The sequence below is a fragment of the Actinosynnema sp. NPDC059797 genome (assembly GCF_042732085.1).
Lineage (GTDB): Bacteria > Actinomycetota > Actinomycetes > Mycobacteriales > Pseudonocardiaceae > Actinosynnema.
In genome coordinates, this window is the sequence record NZ_JBHWIE010000006.1 from 93,078 (window position 1) to 111,191 (window position 18,114).

Below are 18,114 nucleotides of genomic sequence, written 5' to 3' on the forward strand. Positions count from 1 at the left end.
CTCGTTGGAATGAAAGGCTGCCGGCAGGAGTCGTGCCACCGGTGTTCGCTTCACCCTTGGTGGCGCAACGAGAGCTATTGGCCGACGAATGCCGCATCTCCGGTGCAGCGCACCGTGGATCCGCCGTCGTTGAGGTAATCGTCGTTGATCCAGCCCTGCTCGCTCGGGGCATCAGCGTTCTGGACGTACGTCCAGGTGTCGGATCCGTTGATGTCCAGGGCCCAGCAGTGGTAGTCGAGCGACTCGAGGTATAAGGCCATCCCCCCGTTCGTCGCGCATCGCGTGCTGGAGCCGATGCGCATGTACGTCGGTGAATGCTCTCGTTTGACCCAGTGGTGGTTGGTGGTGTCGGCATCTGCCGGCGCGGCCCTCCCGCAGTACCAGTGGAGGGCGCCGACGTCGTCCCCTTGTGCCGCACCCGCGGGCACGGCCGCGAGCGCACCGCTGAGCGCCGCGAGCGCGGTAACTCCAACCGCTACCACACCTCTGAATTTACGCATGTGCAGTTTGCGCATCGTCATAACTCCTCGATCGGACCGGCGGATCGGGTTGACGGATCGGGTCGGCGCTTGGCATTCGGGCTGCGCCTCGGAGCGAGGCGCGGCACTGGGCGTAGCGCCGTGACGTTCTCCGGTGCCGATAGCCTCCGGTTCCAATTTGTCGTGGACTGGCTCCAAGATATGCGGTCGACTGTGTGAACTCCTTGCAAGATTCCTGCAGGGCGCAGCTCGGACCGCTGAGCCTGATGGCGGAGTCACTGCCGAACGTGGGGATGCCGTGGTGTTGCGCCTGCTGGGAGAAGTGAGGGGCGAGGTCGACGGGCTGTCGATGGGTTTGGGCACACTCAAGCAGCGGTGTGTCCTGGCCGTGCTCGCGGTCGACGTCGGGCGGGCCGTGACGGTAGACCGGTTGGTTGAGCGGATCATCGGGCACGGAATTCGACATCTGTCCCTGGACGTGCTGTCCGACGCCGAGGCCCGCGCCCGCACCTGTCCCTGGCCGCGCTGGCCGGGCGGGCTGGTTGGGGCAGGCGAGGTTGGGCTGGGACAGGTTGGTGGAAACCGGTTGGCGTGGGCGGCGAGGTGTTGGTCAGGCGGGTGTGGGTCAGGCGGGTGTGGTCGGTCGGTTCATGCGTTCTCTTCCCTGGTGTACGTCGTGAACACGACGCCCGTGTCGAAGGTTCTCGTCGACGCCTTGGTGAAGCGGGCCGTGGGGGAGTCGCCGGCGAACAGCGGGATGCCCTTGCCCAACACGATCGGGTGGATCTTCAGCACCAGTTCGTCGATCTCCGGCAGGAGGGTGGCGGCCAGCCTTCCCCCGCCGCACAGCCAGATGCCCAGGCCGGGCTCCGACTTCAGGTCGCGGACCGCGGCCAGGGGGTCCGCCACCACCTCTACGTCGGGCGGGGTCGAGATGAGCCTGTTCGACGCCACGTACTGCCTCAGGTGTGGGTACGGGCTCGGTAGCCCTCCTGGTACCTGGTAGGTGGCCCGGCCCATCAGGATCGTGTCGAAGTTCTTGTTGGGCGCGTCGATGCCCATCGCCTCCCGGGCCTGGGCGGGCAGGGCGTCGGGGTACTCCTCGAAGAGCGCGGTCATGTGGTCGCCCTCGAACAGGAAGTCGTCGACGCCTCCGGTCTGGTCGGCGATGAAGCCGTCGAGGGAGGTGGCGATGAAGTAGGTCAGGGTTCGCATGGTGCTTCTCCTCGATTCGGTGGTGGAACCACTCTGGTTGTAGTGCTTCGACTGTAGTACTCTGTTTGTAGTGGTTGTCAAGGGAGGGATATGTCGAGTAACCCGACCAGGCGAATGGCGCTGGTGAACGCGGCCATCGAGGTGCTGGCGCGCGAGGGCGCGAGGGGGCTGACGTTCCGGGCGGTGGACGCGGAGGCGGGCGTCCCGAACGGCACCGCCTCGAACTACTTCGCGAACCGCGACGACCTGTTGCGGCAGGTCGGCGAGCACATCCACGTCCGGTTGACCCCGGACGCGATCAGGTTGGCCGAGACGATGTCGGACCCGCCGGACAAGAGCCTGGTGGTCCGCCTGCTCCAGGAGATGCTGGGCCGGCTCCAGGCCGACCGGACCGGTTACCTCGCGCTGCTGGAGCTGCGGTTGGAGGCGACCAGGCGCCCTGAGCTGCAAGCCGCGCTGACGAGGACGATCAGCGAGAGCCTGGAGCGGGACGTCCGGTTCCACCTGGACGCGGGGCTGCCGGGGGACCGGACCACGGTGGTGTCGCTGTACCTGGCGATGACCGGTCTGATGGTGGAGCGGCTGACCCTGCCGGAGGTGCTACCCGAGGACCAGGTGACCGACCTGATCACCGCGCTGGTCGAACGCACCGGCAAGTGACGGCGCCGTGGGCCGGGCATGGCGCCGTGGGCGGGGCGCGGCGCCGTGGACCGGGCACGGCGCTGAGAGGGCGGCGCTGAGAGGGCGGCGCTGAGAGGGCGGCGCTGAGAGGGCTACCGGAACGAGGGACTGCCGGGAGTGGGGGAGCGCCGGGGTGGTGCTCGCGGTGGGCGCTAGTAGCGGTCCAGTGGTCCGCCGATGATCGTCATCGCCACGGCGATGACCGCGAAGCCCAGCCCGGAGTACAGCAGCGCGTCCACGCTGCGCCCCCGGATCGCGATCAGACCGGCCTGCTCGTCGGTCACCAGCACCCGCAGCAGCGCCGCGACCAGCAGCGCGACACCGATCAGCACCGCGCCCTGCCGCCAGTGGTACTGCACGATCCGCAGGAAACCCAACCCGGCCACACCCAGCACCAGCGCGAACGGCAGGTGCCTGCCCGCCGCCGACCGCCAGCGCTGCTCCGGCAACAGCTCCACCGCTTCTCCGCCCCTAGGCCGTCGCGAGGTCGCGCTCGGCCGCCTCGACCGTGTTGGTCAACAGCATGGCGATGGTCATCGGGCCCGCGCCACCCGGGATCGGTGCGAGGAACCCGGCCACTTCCGCCACGTCCGGGTGAACATCGCCGACCAGGCCGGCGTCCGTGCGGGTGATGCCGACGTCCACGACGGCCGCGCCCGGCTTGACCATGTCCGCCGTGATCAGGCCCGGGCTGCCCGCGCCCGCGACCACGATGTCCGCCCGCCGCACCTCGGCGGCCAGGTCCTTGGTGCCGGTGTGGCACAGCGTCACCGTGGCGTTCTCGGAACGGCGGGTCAGCAGCAGGCCGATGGGCCGGCCGACCGTCACGCCGCGACCGACCACGGTCACGTTCGCGCCCGCCAGCGGCACGTCGTAGCGGCGCAGCAGCTCCACCACGCCGCGCGGCGTGGCGGGCAGCGGCGCCTCGTCGCCGAGCACGAGCTTGCCCAGGTTGACCGGGTGCAGGCCGTCGCCGTCCTTGCGCGGGTCGATGCGCTCCAGGATCGCGTTCGCGTCCAGGTGCTTCGGCAGCGGCAGCTGCACGATGTACGCGGTGCACGCCGGGTCGGCGTTGAGCTCGTCGATGACCTGTTCGAGCTGTTCCTGCGTGGTGTCCGCGGGCAGGTCGCGGCGGATCGAGGTGATGCCGACCTGCTCGCACGCCTTGTGCTTGCCGCGCACGTACGAGTGCGAGCCGGGGTCGTCGCCGACCAGCACGGTGGCCAGCCCGACCGGGACACCGCGCTCGCCCAGCGCGGCGACCCGCGCGCGCAGGTCCTCGAAGATCGCGTCCCTGGTGGCCCTGCCGTTGAGGATCGTCGCAGTCACGTGCCTCATCCTCTCATCACCGCCGGCCGGGCAGCGCGGCGACCACCACCGCAAGCAGCGTCAACACCGTGCCGACCACGGTCCAGGCGGACAGCCGCTCGCCCGCGGCCGGTGCGATCACGTCCACCGCGAGCGCGCCGACGAGCTGGCCCGCCACCTGGCACAGCCCGACCAGCAGCACGCCCAGCCACCGCACCGCGAGCACGGCCGAGCCGATGGTGAAGATGCCCAGCGCGCCGCCCGCGTAGAACCAGGGCTCGGCGGGCGCGGCGTCGGGCAGCCCGCGCACCGCCACGTCCACCGCGCACACCACCAGCAGCACCGCCGTGCCGGTGCCGAAGTTGACCAGCGTGGTCACCCGCGTGCTGCCCGCCGCCTCGCGGACCAGCCCGTTCACCGCGCTCTGCCAGCCCAGGCCGATCCCGGCCAGCGCGGGCAGCAGGGCCAGCCACAGCGCGGCCGGGTCGCCGAGCTCGTCCGACACCGCCACCCCGACCGCCACCACGGCCAGCGCGGCGCCCAGCACGCGCGGCCCGGTCAACGGCACCCGGCCGGCCGGGCCCATCCCCGCCCGGTCCACCAGCAGGCTGCTCACCGCCTGCGCGGCGACCGCGGCCACGGTGAACACGGCCACGCCCAGCGCCGCGACCGTCAACCCCTGCGTGGACACGAAGAACGCGCCGCACGCCCCGCCGACGCACTGCCACCAGCGGATCCGCCCGCCGCGCAGCGCGTCCCGCAGCCGGGCCAGCCCGGCCCGCCCGGCGGCCGTCGTCGGCACGAACAGCAGCAACAGCGCCAGCCCGCCCCCGAACGACACCAGCGCGGCCAGGAACCCGTCCTCGAACACGTGCCCCAGCTCGCCGTTCAACCTGCCCTGCAGGGCCAGGAACGCCCCGCCGACGAACGAGACCAGCGCACCGACCAGTCGAACCCGCTCACCCAACCGGAACAGCGCTCCGTCCCCGCACCCGGCTCGCGAGCACCGCGGCCAGCAGCGCCGCCGCCGTGCTCGCGCCGGCCGCCGCGGCCGGTCCGGAGTGGTCGAGCAGCGACCCCGCCAGCGGCAGCGCCAGCGCCGAGCCCGCCGTGGTGAACGTGGTCATCCAGCCGAACGCCTCGGTCTTCCGCTCGTCCGGCGCGAGGTCGCTGATCCGCTCGTTGCCCGCCGCGATGGCCGGGGCGATCGCCATGCCGCCGACCCCCAGCACCAGGCCGACCAACCACGGCGACGACGGCTCCAGCACCGGCGGCAGCACCAGCACCAGGGGCGCCACGCCCAGCGCCAGCAGCAGCACCCGCCGCGCGTACCGGGCCTGCCCGCTCAACCCGCCCGCGATGAGCCCGCCGGCCACCGAGCCGACGCCCCACACCGCCGCGAGCACCCCGGCCAGTCCCGGCGAACCCCGGTCACGGGCCCAGGCGATGATCACCAGGTCGATCGCCACCATCGACGCGACCATGCACAGCGCGCTCGCCAGCGCCAACACCAGCGGTGCGTTCACCAGCAGCGTCCGACCGCCGGGCACCGACTCCCGCGCCACCGGCTCGTCCAGTCCCGCCCGGCGCACCGCCGCGCCGAACCCGAGCGCGCCCAGCACCGCCAGCGCACCGCACAGCCACAGCGCGGCCCGCGGGTCCCACACCGCCACCACGACCGCGGCCAGCGCCGGGCCCACGATGTACATGACCTCCTGCAGGGACGCCTCGACCGTGAACACCGCCTGCCGCGCGCCGCCGGTGGCCAGGCGCGGGAAGGCGGCCCGGGTCATCGCCGTCACCGGAGGGGTGAACAGGCCGGTCAGGAACGCGACGGCCGCCGCCACCGGCCACGCCGGGCCGGGCAGCACCCCCGGCAGCAGGCCGAGCACCGCGATGCCGACGCCGTAACCGGAGGCGGTCACCAGCAGCAGCCGACCGGCCGGACTTCGGTCTGCCGCACGTCCGCGCAGCGGCCCCGCCACCCCGATGCCGAGCGTCAGGGCGGCGCCGACGACGCCCGCGAGCGCGTACGACCCGGTCCAGCCGGCTATCAGGAAGGACACGGCCAGCGGCGTCGCCGTCAGGTGCAGGCGACCCACCAGCGACCACAGCAGCAGCCACGGCAGGTGCGGTACCCCGGCGAGTTCTCGGTACGGACGCAGCACGGTGACACACTCTGCCCCCTGCCGCCGACAACACGGACGGAATATCCGTGGAACCCGCAGGGCTCCGTTAGCGTCAGCACCTCTGCACGCTGCACACGAGGGGACAGCTGTGACCGATCCGACCGGGCGACGAGCTGAGCTGGAGGCGCGCAACGCCGCCATGCGCGAGCAGGTGGACTCCCTCCTGGGCGAGTTGCGCAAGAAGACCTCCGAGCTGCGCGAGACGCAGGAGCGGGCCATGGCGATCACGGCGACCGCGGCCTCCCCGGACGGTTCGGTGCGCGCCACGGTCGACTCGGCGGGCGCGCTGACCAAGCTGGAGTTCTCGGCGAACGCGTTCGACCGCACCACCCCCGACCGGCTGGCCCGGCTCACCACCGAAACCGTGTCGCAGGCCGTCGCCAAGGCGCGGACCGAGCTGAACGAAGTGCTGGCCCCCGCTCAGCAGGGACCGAGCATCGACCTGTCCGAGATGCTGCCCGGCGTGCCGTCGCTCTCGGACCTCATCCCCAAGCCGCCCGTCGTGCCGCAGGACCGGGAGCCGAAACGCTGGCCCGCGCCCGACGAGGACGACGGCAACAGCGTCATGGACAGGAGTGGCTGGTGAGCGGGTACGACGTCGATGTCCCCGGTTTGCGTCGCGGCGCCGCCCAGTTCGGCGGGGCGGGTGACTCGCTGAACGACGTGCTCCAGGCGCTGAACTCGGCGCTGCGGGCCGAGGGCCAGTGCTGGGGCGGTGACGAGTCCGGGCAGGCGTTCGCGCAGAAGTACGTGCCCAACTCGCAGGCGACGCTGGAGGCGTTCGGGGCGCTCGCGCAGGCCCTGGGCGACATCGGCACGGGCGTGGCGCAGTCCGCCGACGCGTACGAGGGCTCCGACCAGGGCAACGCGACCGGGATTTCCCGGGTCTACTGAGGGGGACTGGGTGGGCATCGAGATCCCGGGCGAGGTCACCTGGCTCTTCCCGATCGTGGTCGGGCAGAGCTGGCCGGAGGGCGACGAGGATGCGCTGAGGCGCATGGCCGATGCCTACCGGACCGCCGCGCAGGGCGTGAAGGCCGTCATCGACGAGGGCAACGGCGCCGCGTCGACGGTGTACGCCAGCCAGACCGGCGAGGCGGTCCAGCGGTTCGAGGAGTACTGGCGGAAGTTCTCCGGCGGGGACGACTCCTACCTGCCGAAGCTGGCGAAGATCTGCGAGCAGCTGGCGGAGAGCTGCGACAACACCGCGCTGGAGGTGGAGTACACCAAGCTGTCGATCATCGCGTCGCTGATCGCGCTGGCGATCGAGATCGCCGCGCTGATCGCCGCGGCGTTCGGCACGTTCGGCGCGACGACCGCGGGCATCCCCATCGCGCAGCAGGCCACCCGGCTGGTCGTGCAGTTCACGTTCCGGCAGCTCGTCCTGGCGATCCTGCGGGAAGTCGCGATCTCGGTCGGCATCGACGCGGCGATCCAGCTCGTGCAGGTGGCGCGCGGCGACCGGACGTCGTGGGACTGGGGCAAGACGACCGAGGCGGCCGTTTCCGGTGTGGTGTCCGGCCTGGTCGGCGGCGTGTCCGGCGGCCTGAAGCTCGAAGGCGGCGGGCTGCCGGGGCAGATCGCCGCCGGCGCCGGCCGCGGTGCGGTCGAGGGCATGGTGTCCACGGTCGGCACGGCCGCCGTGCTCGGACAGGACATCTCCGCGCGGGACGTGCTGATGGGCGCGTCCGCCGGCGCCGTGTCCGGCGGGATCGGCGGGGCCAGGGACGGGCTGTCGGTCGAGCCGCCGCGGGTGACCGCCGGTGGTCCGGACGGCGGGCCGCCGAACCTGGGACCGGTGCCGCCGCCGCCCTCCGTGGGCGGTCCCGCGGCCGGTGGGCCGACGCCCGGGTCGCCCGCCGCGGCGCCCGGTGGGCCCTCGGTGCCCCAGGACGGGTTGGACCGGTTGCCCGGTGGGACGACGACGTCCTCCTCGGTCGCGGCGCCGCCCGCGCCCGGTCCGGTGGTGGGCGCGCCGCCCTCGCTCGGCGACTCCTCTCCCGGCGGGGGTGCTCCGGCTTCGCCCTCGGCGTTCAGCGGGGCGCCCGGTGGGCGGTCCGGTGGTGCTTCGGTGCCGACCTCGCCCGGTGGGGGCGGTGCTTCCTCGATCGGCAGTCGGCTCGGTGGCGGGGCGCCCGCCGGTGGTGGGATCCCCGGTGGCGGGGTGCCCGGTGGCGGAGTGCCCGGCGGTGCCGCGCCTGCTCCCGGTGGGACCGCGGGTCGGACGCCCGGTGGGGTGCCGGCCGGTGGGTCGGTGCCCGGTGGGTCGGCTTTCACGCCTGGTCAGGGCGGGGCCGGGACGCCCGGGGGGCCTGGGGCGCGGCCTGGTGGGCCGGTGATCGGTGGGCCTGCGGCTGGTGGGTCGGTGATCGGTGGTCCCACGCCTGGCGGCTCGACTCCGGGTGGGTCGACTGCTGGTGGTTCCACGCCTGGTGGGGCGGCTCCCGGTGGCTCGACTGCTGGTGGGGAAACCGGTGGTAGGACGCCTTCCGGTGGCGCGCCCTCGGGTGGGGCGACGCCCGGTGGACCCGCGGCGGGCGGCCCGGCCCTTGGCGGCTCCGCCCTCAGCGGCTCGACCCCTGGTGGCTCGACGGCGAACGGTTCGACGCCTGGTGGGGCGACGCCGGCCGGCTCTGCTCCTGCCGGTTCGACTCCTGGCGGTTCGACGCCGGTCGGTTCTGCTCCGGCCGGCTCTGCTCCTGGTGGGGCGACTCCGGGCGGCGTGACTCCTGGTGCGGGCGGCCCTGTGCCCGGCGGCTCGACGCCTGGCGGAGTGCCCGGTGCCGGAATGCCTGCCGGGGGAGTTCCCCCCACTGGTCCGGTGCCGACCGGTGGCCCCACGCCCGGTGCCGCACCCACCACCGGTGCCGCCCCGGCAGCGCCTCCGACCGGGAACGCGGCTCCCGCGACCGGCGGACCTGCTCCCTCGACCGGCGCCGCGCCCGGTTCCGGTGCGCCGATGGCCGGTGGCGCCGGGGCGTTCGCGCCTCCTCCTGGCGGGGTTCCCGCAGGTGGTGGCGGTGGCGGTGGCGGGCGTGGTCCTGTCGCGCCGGTCTCCGGCGGGTACTTCGACGACTCCGCCTCCGGCGGCAGCCACGACGTCGGCGGGACGGACGCGGTCAGCGCCAGTTCGCTGACCGGCGCGCCCACCCAGCCGTTCCGGGACGTCGCGCCGACGTCCCTGCCCGAGCAGCGCGGTCCGGTCCAGCCGCCGGCCGCCCAGTCCCCGATTCCGCCGCAATCGGGTGGTTTCGGGCCTCAGCCCGGTGGTTTTGGACCTCAGCCCGGCTACGGGGCGCAGCAGCCGGGTGGCTTCGGGCCGACCGGTCAGCAACCCGCCTCGCCGGTCCGCCCTGACGGCGCCTCGCCGGCCCGCACCCCGGAGCCGACCCGCGCCCCGGAACCCACGTCGCGCCCGGTCTCGCCCCGTGCCGACGCCGGTCCGGCGGCCCCTCCGCGCCCGGACGCGCCGGCTGCCCCGCCGCGCGCCGACGGTCCCGCGCACCGGGGCACGGACACCCCGGCTCCCGCGCCGGCCTCGGACGGCCCGGCGCCCGCCTCCCGCGGCACGGACGGGCCCACCCCGCCCGTTGACGGTCCCGCGCCGACCGACGGTCCCGCGCCGACCGACGGTCCCGCGCCGACCGACGGCCCGGCACCTGCGGACGGCCCGAACACCGACGGCACGAACCCCGACGGCACCGCGCCCGACGGTCCCGCCGACCTCGTCGGCGACCCCGGTGACGAGCACTCCCCGGCCTCCAGCCACGAGTGGCCCACGGACACCACGCCCACCGACACCACGCCCACCGACCCGGCCACGGCCACGGGCACCGCCGACCCGGCCCCCGCCACCGACCCGTTCCCCAACAAGAACACCTGGGGCCAACCGGCGGGCGTCGTCCCGGGCTACTCCCACGACGGCCCCTACCACTCGGTCCACGACAGCACGGGCCCCGCGGACCAGTCCGTCGGCACCTACGACCAGCGCGCCGCCGCCCTCGTGGAACCCGACTACCAGCCCTACGGCCCCCACGGGAACTACGAGGACTTCAAGCAGGCGCACTCCAAGCCCGACGGCAGCATCGACTGGCCGCCGAACCAGGGCGCGGACGGCCCGCGCGTGGTCGTCGAGCTGCCCGCGGGCACCGTGCTCGACCGGTTCGGCCACCCCGGCGGGGACTTCCTCTCGCCGCTGCGCCCGGACGGCCAGGCGTACGGCTTCGGCGAGCGCGCGATCATGCCGGACAGCCTCGGCAAGGGCTACCACGTCTACGTCCTGGACGCCCCGCTCACCGTCGAGCTGTCCCGGGTCGCCCCGGCGTTCGACCAGGACGGCGGCGCGCGGCAGCTCCAGCCCGTCGCCACCCCGGACCTCGTCGACCCGAACACGGGCAGGATGAGCGTCCAGCGACTGATCGACCTGGGCATCCTGCACGAGGTCGACGTGCCGCCGGCGGACGGGCGCGTGCTCGCACCCGACTTCGGCACGTTCGACCGCGACGGCAACGTCGTCCGGCCCGACACCGCCACGGTGGCCGACGCCCGGGACGGCGCGTTCGACGACCACACACCGGCCGACCCGCCGACCGGAGTGCCGAACCCGGACCTGGGCCCCGTCGCCCACCAGGGCCCGATCCCGCTCGGCGAGGTGTCCCAGCGCGTCGACCAGGCCATCCGCAACAGCCAGGTCACCGACGCGGGCGTCGCCCTGCACACCGAGGACCGGCTGCGCGACCTGTCCGGCCGCATCCCGGGCAGCGACGACCACGTGGTCCTCGACGTCCACACCGACGGCGACGGCGTCCGTATCGGCGACACCCACTACACCCGCGCCGAGCTGGTCGAGCTGATCAGCAACCACCCGGACCTGGCGGGCAGGCCGCTCGTGTTCGTCGGCTGCGACGCGGGCGCGGGCGGGGACGGCAGCCTCGCCGCGCACGTCGCCCGCGAGACCGGTCAGCGCGTCATCGCGCCGGACACCCTCGCGTGGTCCGACCGGCACGGCAACGTCTACGCCAGCTCGCCCACCGAGACCGGCGGGCCGAAGATCCCGCCGGACGGCGGCTGGCACGCGTTCGAGCCCGACGGCACCTCCACCCCGGTCGGCGAGCACGGCATGCCGCCGGGCCACGAGCCCAAGGGCGACCTGGCGGGCGACGACCAGGCCCACCGGGGCCGCCAGGACATCGAGCCGCAGGTCCAGCAGCCGTGGGAGGCGCCGCAGACCGCGCACGAGCGCGAGGTCCGCCTGCGCGACGACGAGTCGTACTTCCGCAGCGGCCAGGACCTGCCGCCGAACACCAGGATCACGGTCCTGGGCGAGGACGGCGCGCCGCGCACCACGATCCACGTCGACGCGGACGGCCGGGTCCACGTGGACGCGATCGCGCCCAACACCCGCCACGGCGACAACCCCGAGGTCAAGCACCCCGCGCCGAACGCCCACTACCGCGTCGAGGTCGGCCACCGGCACGACGTGTTCGTGGCCAACCCGGACGGCACGCGGGCCACCACCCAGGACACCGTCAGGATCGGCGACCGGGTCGTCCCGATCGAGCGCGCCGTGCCGATCGAGCCGGTCCCCGTGCCCGCCAACGGCCGCCAGGTCGTCGACGCGAACCACCCGCTGTCGCCGAAGCCGGGCGAGGCGTTCACCGCCCGCACCGACCTGCCGCCGGACACGCGCCTGGAGGTCTACGGCACCGACGGCGCCTACCGGGGCACGGTCCAGACCGACGCCGCGGGCCTGCCCAGGTGGGTCGAGGCACCGGACCACCTGGCCGACGGCACCCGCAACCCCGAGGTGACGGGCGACGGCCGCGGCGTGAACTACAACGTCGACCGCGGCCCGCTGCACCAGGAGTTCACCACCGACGCGAACGGCCACCCGCAGGTCGCCGTCGAGCGCACCGAGCCGACCACGACCAGGCAGGCCCCGGTCACCGACCTCCGGCAGGGCGAGCCGTTCAGCACGCCCGGCCAGCTGCACGACCCGAGCACCGAGTACGTCGTCTCCGACGAGCACGGCCAGCACCGGGGCCGGTTCCTCACCGACGAGTCCGGCCACGTCGTGTTCGAGGACACCCACTCCGGCCAGCGCAGCCGGGTGAACAACGAGATCACGCAGGCCCCGGCGCACGCGCAGATCACCTCCGACGGCTTCTACGGCCTGGGCAAGGCCGAGCAGCCGGCCCAGGCGTGGCCCGCCCCGGCCAACGGCGAGGTCCGGCTCGCCGTGGAGCGCACCAGGGTCAACGGCGAGTGGCAGTACTCGGTGGCGGTCGTCAGCGGCGACACCAGCGGCTGGACGCAGCAGCAGCGCGACTCCGCGCTGCGCCCGTACGACAACAAGAACCCGTTCTCGGCGCGCGCGGACCTGCCGCCCAACACCCGGTTCGTGCTGGACGACCACAAGGGCCAGGGCTACGGCACCTTCCAGACCGGCGCCGACGGCGCCACCTCGCACATCCACACGTTCCGCCCGTTCAGCCCCGACCTGAACAACCCGCTGCCCAACGCGGTGCTGGTCGCGGACGGCGACGCGTGGCGGGGCCGCACCAACGGCGACGGCGAGACGGTCGCCACGACCGGCAGACCGGACCTGTCCTCGGGCGGCGCGATCCGCCGGGACAACGCCGCGCAGCTGGAGGTCGGCACCCACGGCGAGGTGGACTCGAACGGCCGCAAGCTGTCCGACGGCGGCCACCACCAGGGCAACGAGACCGGCGGGCCCGGCGAGGCGGCCAACCAGTCGAGCCAGCAGCGCGACCAGAACCAGGGCAACGAGCGCCCGGCGTTCGTCACGGAGGAGACCTGGCACCGCATGGAACGGGACCGCGCGGCGTTCATGAAGTCCGGCGGTACGGTCGAGATCATCGACACGTTCGCACTGCGTGACCCCCTCCAGCGGCACCCGCACACGTACCAGACCCGCTGGCGCGTGACGCTCGACGACGGCACGACCGAGATCTACGTCAGGAGCTACCCGAATGAGCACAACGCAGCCCTCTGGCCGGCCGACTTCTGAGCAGCGCCACGACGAGCTGCTCCAGCACATCGGCGGCCTGCTGCTGGACGCTGCTCCGGAGGGGTTCCGGCGGATCGACGTGCTGGTGCGGATGACGGTGGCCGTGCAGGACGTGGCGATGACGGTGTACATGCCGGACCGGACCACCCCCGAGGTGTTCCCGCCGGAGGGGCTGACCGCGGCGTTCCAGGAGATGCGCCAGGTGCTGCACCAGCCGGGTCGCGGCACGTGGTTCTCGGCCCGGTGCGTGGTCAACGCGCCGGTCCGCATCGACATCACCTACAACTTCGACCACGACCCGCTGTTCGACCCGCCGGTCCCGGCCGCCGACTTCGCCCGGGACCTCCAGGTCTTCCCCCGCGACGACGCCTACACGCCCGACTGGCTGCGCGCCAAGCTCGTCGAGGCGAGCACCGAGGAGCAGAACGCATGACCGCCCCGCAGTTGGACGTCGAGGACCAGAACGCGATCCTCGGCTCGGTCACCACCCTGCTCGTGCAGCGCCTGCCGGGTGACTGGGAGCAGCTGTGGGTGGACTTCCGGATGGTCGGCGGCCACGTGGAGGCGGAGGTCTCCGGGCTGACCATGTACGGCTCGTCGTTCGCGTGGGAGCTGCCGGCGGAGGCGCTGCCGTTCTTCGTGCAGCTGCGCGACGGCATGGCGCGGCCGGGCCGGGGCACGTGGTTCTCGATGAAGTTCCACCTGGTGCACCCGGACACGTACTCGGCGGAGTTCGACCGGGACCACGAGCCGGACTGGACCCGGCCGCCCTCCCGCGAGCACCACCTGGAGGAGCTGAGGACCTACCCGCGCGACGACGACGCGCTGCCCGGGTGGCTGCGGGAACGCGCGGGCCTGGCCGAGCCCGCCCGGGTCGACGTCGCGCAGATCGACCCCGGGCTGATCTTCGCCGCGCCCGTGTTCGACGGGACCGAGGGCGTCGTGCGCGACCGGCCCGCCGTGCACCCGCAGGAGCTGGACGACGTGCTGGCCTACCTGGAGGGCGCGCCGGTCGTGCTGGCCGCCCGCTCCTACGGCCGGGACGTGTTCCGGCCGGACGCGACGCCCGCCGTGCCGCTGTCCTTCCACACCGACGGCAGGTGGGTGTGGCCCGGCGCGGTGGCGTACTACCTGCGCCACCACCACGTGCCGCCCGTGCCGCAGCTCGTGCAGCACCTCCGCGACAACGACTTCACCGTGCCCGAGGTGTCACCGGAGGCCGAGCGCGCCGCGACCGCGGTGGCCACCGGGCAGCAGCCGGGCGCGGAGCTGCCCGAGTACCGGCCGCGTGAGGTCTCCGAGGCCGACCGGCGGGCGTTGGAGCAGCTCAAGGCCCGCCTCGACCACTTCGGCGTCGGCGAGCACGAGTACGGCATCGTCGAACCGAAGCCGGACGCGCTGGTGCTCGAACCCGCGCCCGGCCGGTCGGGCTGGCAGGTGCAGTTCTGGGACGGCGGCCGCGGCCCGAGCGGCAGGCCGCGCGTGTACGAGCACGCCGTGGACGCGGCGAAGGTGCTGCTGGCCGAGCTGCTGTGGCGCCCGGACCTGGACCAGGCGCGAGCCGCCGGGCAGGCCGCCCGGCCCGAGGCGGTGCGGCCGGTGCCCGACATCCAGCCGCTGCCCGACGAACCGCCGCTGTCGCTGTTCCGCGACCGCGAGCCCGTGGTGCTGACGGCGGGCGCGGAGGTGGACCGGTTCGGCTCGGAGTCCGGCAACCTCGTCTACGCGGCGGGCACCATGTTCGGCAACCGGTCGTTGCCACCGGATTGGCTGAACCGCCGCTACCACGTGTACCGGGTGCAGAAGCCGGTGGCCGCGCTGATGGGTGTCGCGGTGCCGTGGTTCGGGCAGGCCGGCGGCGGCACGGGGTACTTCCTCGCCTCGTCGGTGGCCGACCTGCTGGCCGACGGGAGCCTGGTCGAGGTGCCGGAGGTGACCACCCAGCCACCGCCGCCGAGGGCCTAGCGCGCGCATTGGTCCGTTCGGCCCAGCGGGGTGCCGTGCGGGCACGGTGAGTCGCGGGGGAAGATGGTGCACGTGTCCGAGCTGAAGCCGCTGAACCCGACCGAGCAGGATGCGCTGGTCAAGCAGATCGGCCTCACGCTGATGCGGGCCGCTCCCGAGGAGTGGCGCCACGTGACGGCGGAGTACCGCGCGACCGGTCGGTACTCGGAGTTGACCGCCGAGGTCCGGTCGACCGACGGCAACCTGCGCGCGTGGTCACCGCCTCAGGAGGTGGCGAACCTGTTCGCGCGGCTGCGCGCGGGCATGTACCGGGAGGGTCGCGGGAGCTGGTCCAACGCCCGCTACCAGCTGGACCACCCGTCCAGCTACAACCTGGACTTCGACCGCAACGAGCCGTCGTGGCAGACCCCGCCGCCGCCCCAGGCGTACCTGGACGAGATGCGGTTCTTCCCGCGCACGGACGAGAACGTGCCCGACTGGCTGCGCCGCAGGCTCCAGCAGGCGCCGCCACCGCCGCCGCGCGCGTTCCGGACGGCCCGCGTGTTCGACGGCGCGGGTCCCGGCGGCCGGCCGTCGGTGAACCGCCCGCCGGTGGCCGACGACGACCGCGACCTGCTGCTGAGCTACCTGGACCGGGCGCCGGTCGCGGTGGTGGGGCGCGGGTTCGACGCGGACGTGCTGAACCCGGACGCGCCGCAGGTGGTGCCGGTGGCGTTCCAGACCGACGGGCACTGGATCTGGCCCGCCGCGGTCGGCTACTACCTGCGCGCCTACGGCGTGCCGCCGGAGCCGGAGCTGGTGGAGCGGGCCAAGGCGCAGGACTTCGTGCTGCCGGAGGTGACCGAGGAGGCGCGCGTCGCCGCCGCGGCCAACCTGGGCGCGCCGGCCGCGCCGCAGGGCACCGCGCTGCCGGTGGCCGAGCCGCCGGAGCCTGCCGAGGTGGGCGCGACGGTCGTGGCGGCGCTGCCGGAGCTGCCGACCGAGCCGGGCGGCCGGGCCGGGGGCGAGGAGGCGGCGGACCGGGCCGACGCGAAGTCGGAGCCGATCGAGTACGGGCAGGAGGGGCCGCCGTACCGGGTGCGGTTCGAGGAGGACGGCCCGGTCATCGACGACCGGTACCGGCGCGAGTCGTACGTGGAGGGCATGGACCTGTTCGCGCCCGCCCAGTACGAGCGGGAGTCGGGCGACACGCAGGCGTGGAGCCCGTTCTCGGAGGAGGAGCCGGAGCCCGTGCGGACCGGGAAGGCCGCCGAGGTCGAGGCGGCGCCCGCCGAGTCCCCCGCGCGTGAGTCCTCCGTGCGCGAGGCCCCTGTGCATGAGTCCTCCGTGCGTGAGTCCTCCGTGCGTGAGTCCTCCGTGCGCGAGGACCCGGCGGACGAGCCGGTGGCCGAGGCGCCCGCCCCCGCGCCCGACGAGGTGACGGCCGAGTTCGAGGTCGACCAGGAGCTGTACGACCGGGGCCGCGCCGAGCACGACGACGAGCCGTTCGACGAGCCGGGCGCACCGCCCGCCGACCGGCGTGACTTCGACGAGCGCGCCGAGGAGCAGCCCGGTCGGTTCGCCGAGACCTCGCCCGCCCCGCACGCGGAGCAGGACGCGGACCGGTTCGCGACCCAGGAGGTCGAGCGGTTCACCGACGACCGGTTCGCGGAGCCGGAGCCGGACCGCTTCGCGGCGCAGGAGGCGGACGAGTTCGCCGACCAGTCCCGCGACCGCTTCCCCGACGAGCCGGACCGCTTCGCCGCGCAGGAGCAGGACAGGTTCGCGGACCAGGCCCCCGACCCGTCGCCGGGCCAGTTCACGACCCAGGAGCCGCCGTTCGCGGACCGGGAGCAGCAGGACCGGTTCGCCGCGCAGGACTCGGACCGCTTCGCCGTCCCGGCGCCGGAGCAGTTCACGTCGCAGGACTCGGACCGCTTCGCCACCCCGGCGCCCGACCAGTTCGCCGCGCAGGAGCCGGACCGCTTCGCCACCGAAGCCCCGGACCAGTTCGCGGACCGGGAACGCGACCGGTTCGCCGCGCAGGACTCGGACCGCTTCGCCGTCCCGACCCCGGACCAGTTCGCCCCCCAGCCGCCGGACCAGTTCGCCGCTCCGTCCCCGGACCAGTTCACGGCTCAGCCGGCTGACCAGTTCACGGCTCAGTCGCCCGACCGGTCCGACCGGTCCGACCGGCCTGACCGGTTCGCCGAGGTCGGCCCCGCGTCCGGGCCCACCCCCGCACCCGCACCCGCGTCCGCACCCCCGCCTCCACCCTCGTCCCCACCCGCTCAGCCGTTCCGCGAGGCGACGCCCACCCCGCCACCTCCGCCCCCCGCCGTGGTCGAGCCCCGCCAGGTCACGCCGGAGGAGGAGCGTGAGCTGGCCGGCATCCGCCGCGCGCTCGACGAGCTGGACGTGCCGCCCGCCGCGTACCGGTTCGGCGGCGAGCCCGCCGACCGCACGTGGCTGCTGCGCACCGAGGGCCAGGACTGGGAGGTGTCGTGGTTCGACCACGGCCCCACCAACCCGGTCCGCTTCGACCGCGTCGAGGACGCCGCCGCCTACCTGGTCGGCAAGCTGGTCCTCACCCACCGCCGCGCGCCGCGCCCGAACCCGCTGCCGCCGCCCCCACCGCCGATGCCGCCCCAGCAGCGCCCGCGGCCGCCGATGAACAACGGGTTCCGGGAGGAGCCGCCGCGTCGTCCCGGGCCGCCCGTGCCGCGCCCGCAGGTCGAGCCGCCGGCCCAGCCCGCCGCCGCGCAGCAGCCGGAGGGCAAGCCGACGCGCTCGTGGCCGATCAACCCGATGAACGGCGAACCGCCGCTCACCCTGTTCCGGCACAAGAAGATGGTCGAGCTGCCCGCGGGCGTGGAGGTCGACCGCTTCGGCGACGGCACGGGCAACCTGGTCTACGCGGCCGGCACCCCGTTCCCGCAGCGCTCGCTCGTCCCGTCGTGGGTGAACCGGCCGTACCGGGTGTACCGGCTGCGCCGCCCGGTCGAGGTGCTGACCGGCGTGGCCGTGCCGTGGTTCGAGCAGCCGGGCGGCGGCACCGCGTACCTGCTGCCCAAGGCGGTCGACGACATGATCGCCGACGGCGTCCTGGTCGAGGTGGCCAACCAGGAGGCCCCGCTCCACTGACCCGAACGCACAACTCGGGTGTCCCGGACGTACGACTCACCCGACCTGAACGTACGACTCGCGGTGTCCGACCGGAGGACACGCGCGAAGCCCGGCGTGTCGTCCAGTCGGACATCGCGTGTCG

General features: G+C 74.0%; 13 protein-coding genes. 7 read left to right on the forward strand and 6 right to left on the reverse strand.

The window, feature by feature from the left end; all coding sequences use genetic code 11:
• Window positions 1-74: 74 nt before the first annotated feature.
• Window positions 75-515 carry a hypothetical protein gene (locus tag ACFV4N_RS03910; protein ID WP_499670978.1) on the reverse strand — a complete coding sequence of 147 codons (441 nt, stop codon included), beginning with the start codon at window positions 513-515 and terminating at the stop codon, window positions 75-77.
• Window positions 516-1,127: 612 nt separating this feature from the next.
• Window positions 1,128-1,694: a dihydrofolate reductase family protein gene (locus ACFV4N_RS03915; protein WP_499670979.1), complete on the reverse strand. Its 567-nt coding sequence runs from the start codon at window positions 1,692-1,694 to the stop codon at window positions 1,128-1,130.
• 90 nt (window positions 1,695-1,784) lie between these two features.
• Here ACFV4N_RS03915 and ACFV4N_RS03920 point away from each other — a divergent pair, with 90 nt between their 5' ends.
• Window positions 1,785-2,354: a TetR/AcrR family transcriptional regulator gene (locus ACFV4N_RS03920; protein ID WP_499670980.1), complete on the forward strand. Its 570-nt coding sequence runs from the start codon at window positions 1,785-1,787 to the stop codon at window positions 2,352-2,354.
• Window positions 2,355-2,527: 173 nt separating this feature from the next.
• Here the strand turns inward: ACFV4N_RS03920 and ACFV4N_RS03925 are convergent, their stop codons facing one another.
• From ACFV4N_RS03925 to ACFV4N_RS03940, 4 genes are read right to left on the reverse strand one after another with little or no spacing between them, the layout of a single operon-like run.
• On the reverse strand, window positions 2,528-2,824 hold the full coding sequence (locus ACFV4N_RS03925; protein WP_499670995.1) for a DUF3017 domain-containing protein: 297 nt from the start codon (window positions 2,822-2,824) through the stop codon (window positions 2,528-2,530).
• Window positions 2,825-2,846: 22 nt separating this feature from the next.
• Window positions 2,847-3,704, reverse strand: a complete 858-nt coding sequence (locus tag ACFV4N_RS03930; RefSeq protein ID WP_499670981.1) for a bifunctional methylenetetrahydrofolate dehydrogenase/methenyltetrahydrofolate cyclohydrolase — start codon at window positions 3,702-3,704, stop codon at window positions 2,847-2,849.
• A 16-nt stretch (window positions 3,705-3,720) separates the two neighbouring features.
• Complete coding sequence (locus ACFV4N_RS03935) at window positions 3,721-4,650, reverse strand: DMT family transporter (protein ID WP_499670982.1); 930 nt, start codon at window positions 4,648-4,650, stop codon at window positions 3,721-3,723.
• Entirely contained in the window at window positions 4,643-5,851 is a 1,209-nt protein-coding gene (locus ACFV4N_RS03940; RefSeq protein ID WP_499670983.1) for an MFS transporter, read from the reverse strand. Before ACFV4N_RS03940 ends, ACFV4N_RS03935 begins: the two co-directional genes overlap by 8 nt.
• A 109-nt stretch (window positions 5,852-5,960) precedes the next feature.
• On the opposite strand from ACFV4N_RS03940, the gene ACFV4N_RS03945 reads away from it, so the two are divergent.
• The 6 genes from ACFV4N_RS03945 (at window position 5,961) to ACFV4N_RS03970 (ending at window position 17,990) form a co-directional block, all read left to right on the forward strand.
• Complete coding sequence (locus tag ACFV4N_RS03945; RefSeq protein WP_499670984.1) at window positions 5,961-6,458, forward strand: YbaB/EbfC family nucleoid-associated protein; 498 nt, start codon at window positions 5,961-5,963, stop codon at window positions 6,456-6,458.
• On the forward strand, window positions 6,455-6,766 hold the full coding sequence (locus tag ACFV4N_RS03950) for a WXG100 family type VII secretion target (protein WP_499670985.1): 312 nt from the start codon (window positions 6,455-6,457) through the stop codon (window positions 6,764-6,766). The genes ACFV4N_RS03945 and ACFV4N_RS03950 overlap by 4 nt, the downstream gene beginning before the upstream one ends.
• 10 nt (window positions 6,767-6,776) lie before the next feature.
• Window positions 6,777-12,902, forward strand: a complete 6,126-nt coding sequence (locus tag ACFV4N_RS03955) for a WXG100-like domain-containing protein (RefSeq protein WP_499670986.1) — start codon at window positions 6,777-6,779, stop codon at window positions 12,900-12,902.
• Complete coding sequence (locus ACFV4N_RS03960; RefSeq protein ID WP_499670987.1) at window positions 12,865-13,335, forward strand: hypothetical protein; 471 nt, start codon at window positions 12,865-12,867, stop codon at window positions 13,333-13,335. Before ACFV4N_RS03955 ends, ACFV4N_RS03960 begins: the two co-directional genes overlap by 38 nt.
• Window positions 13,332-14,867: a TNT domain-containing protein gene (locus ACFV4N_RS03965; protein WP_499670988.1), complete on the forward strand. Its 1,536-nt coding sequence runs from the start codon at window positions 13,332-13,334 to the stop codon at window positions 14,865-14,867. Before ACFV4N_RS03960 ends, ACFV4N_RS03965 begins: the two co-directional genes overlap by 4 nt.
• A 72-nt stretch (window positions 14,868-14,939) precedes the next feature.
• On the forward strand, window positions 14,940-17,990 hold the full coding sequence (locus ACFV4N_RS03970) for a glycohydrolase toxin TNT-related protein (RefSeq protein WP_499670989.1): 3,051 nt from the start codon (window positions 14,940-14,942) through the stop codon (window positions 17,988-17,990).
• The last annotated feature ends 124 nt before the right edge of the window (window positions 17,991-18,114 follow it).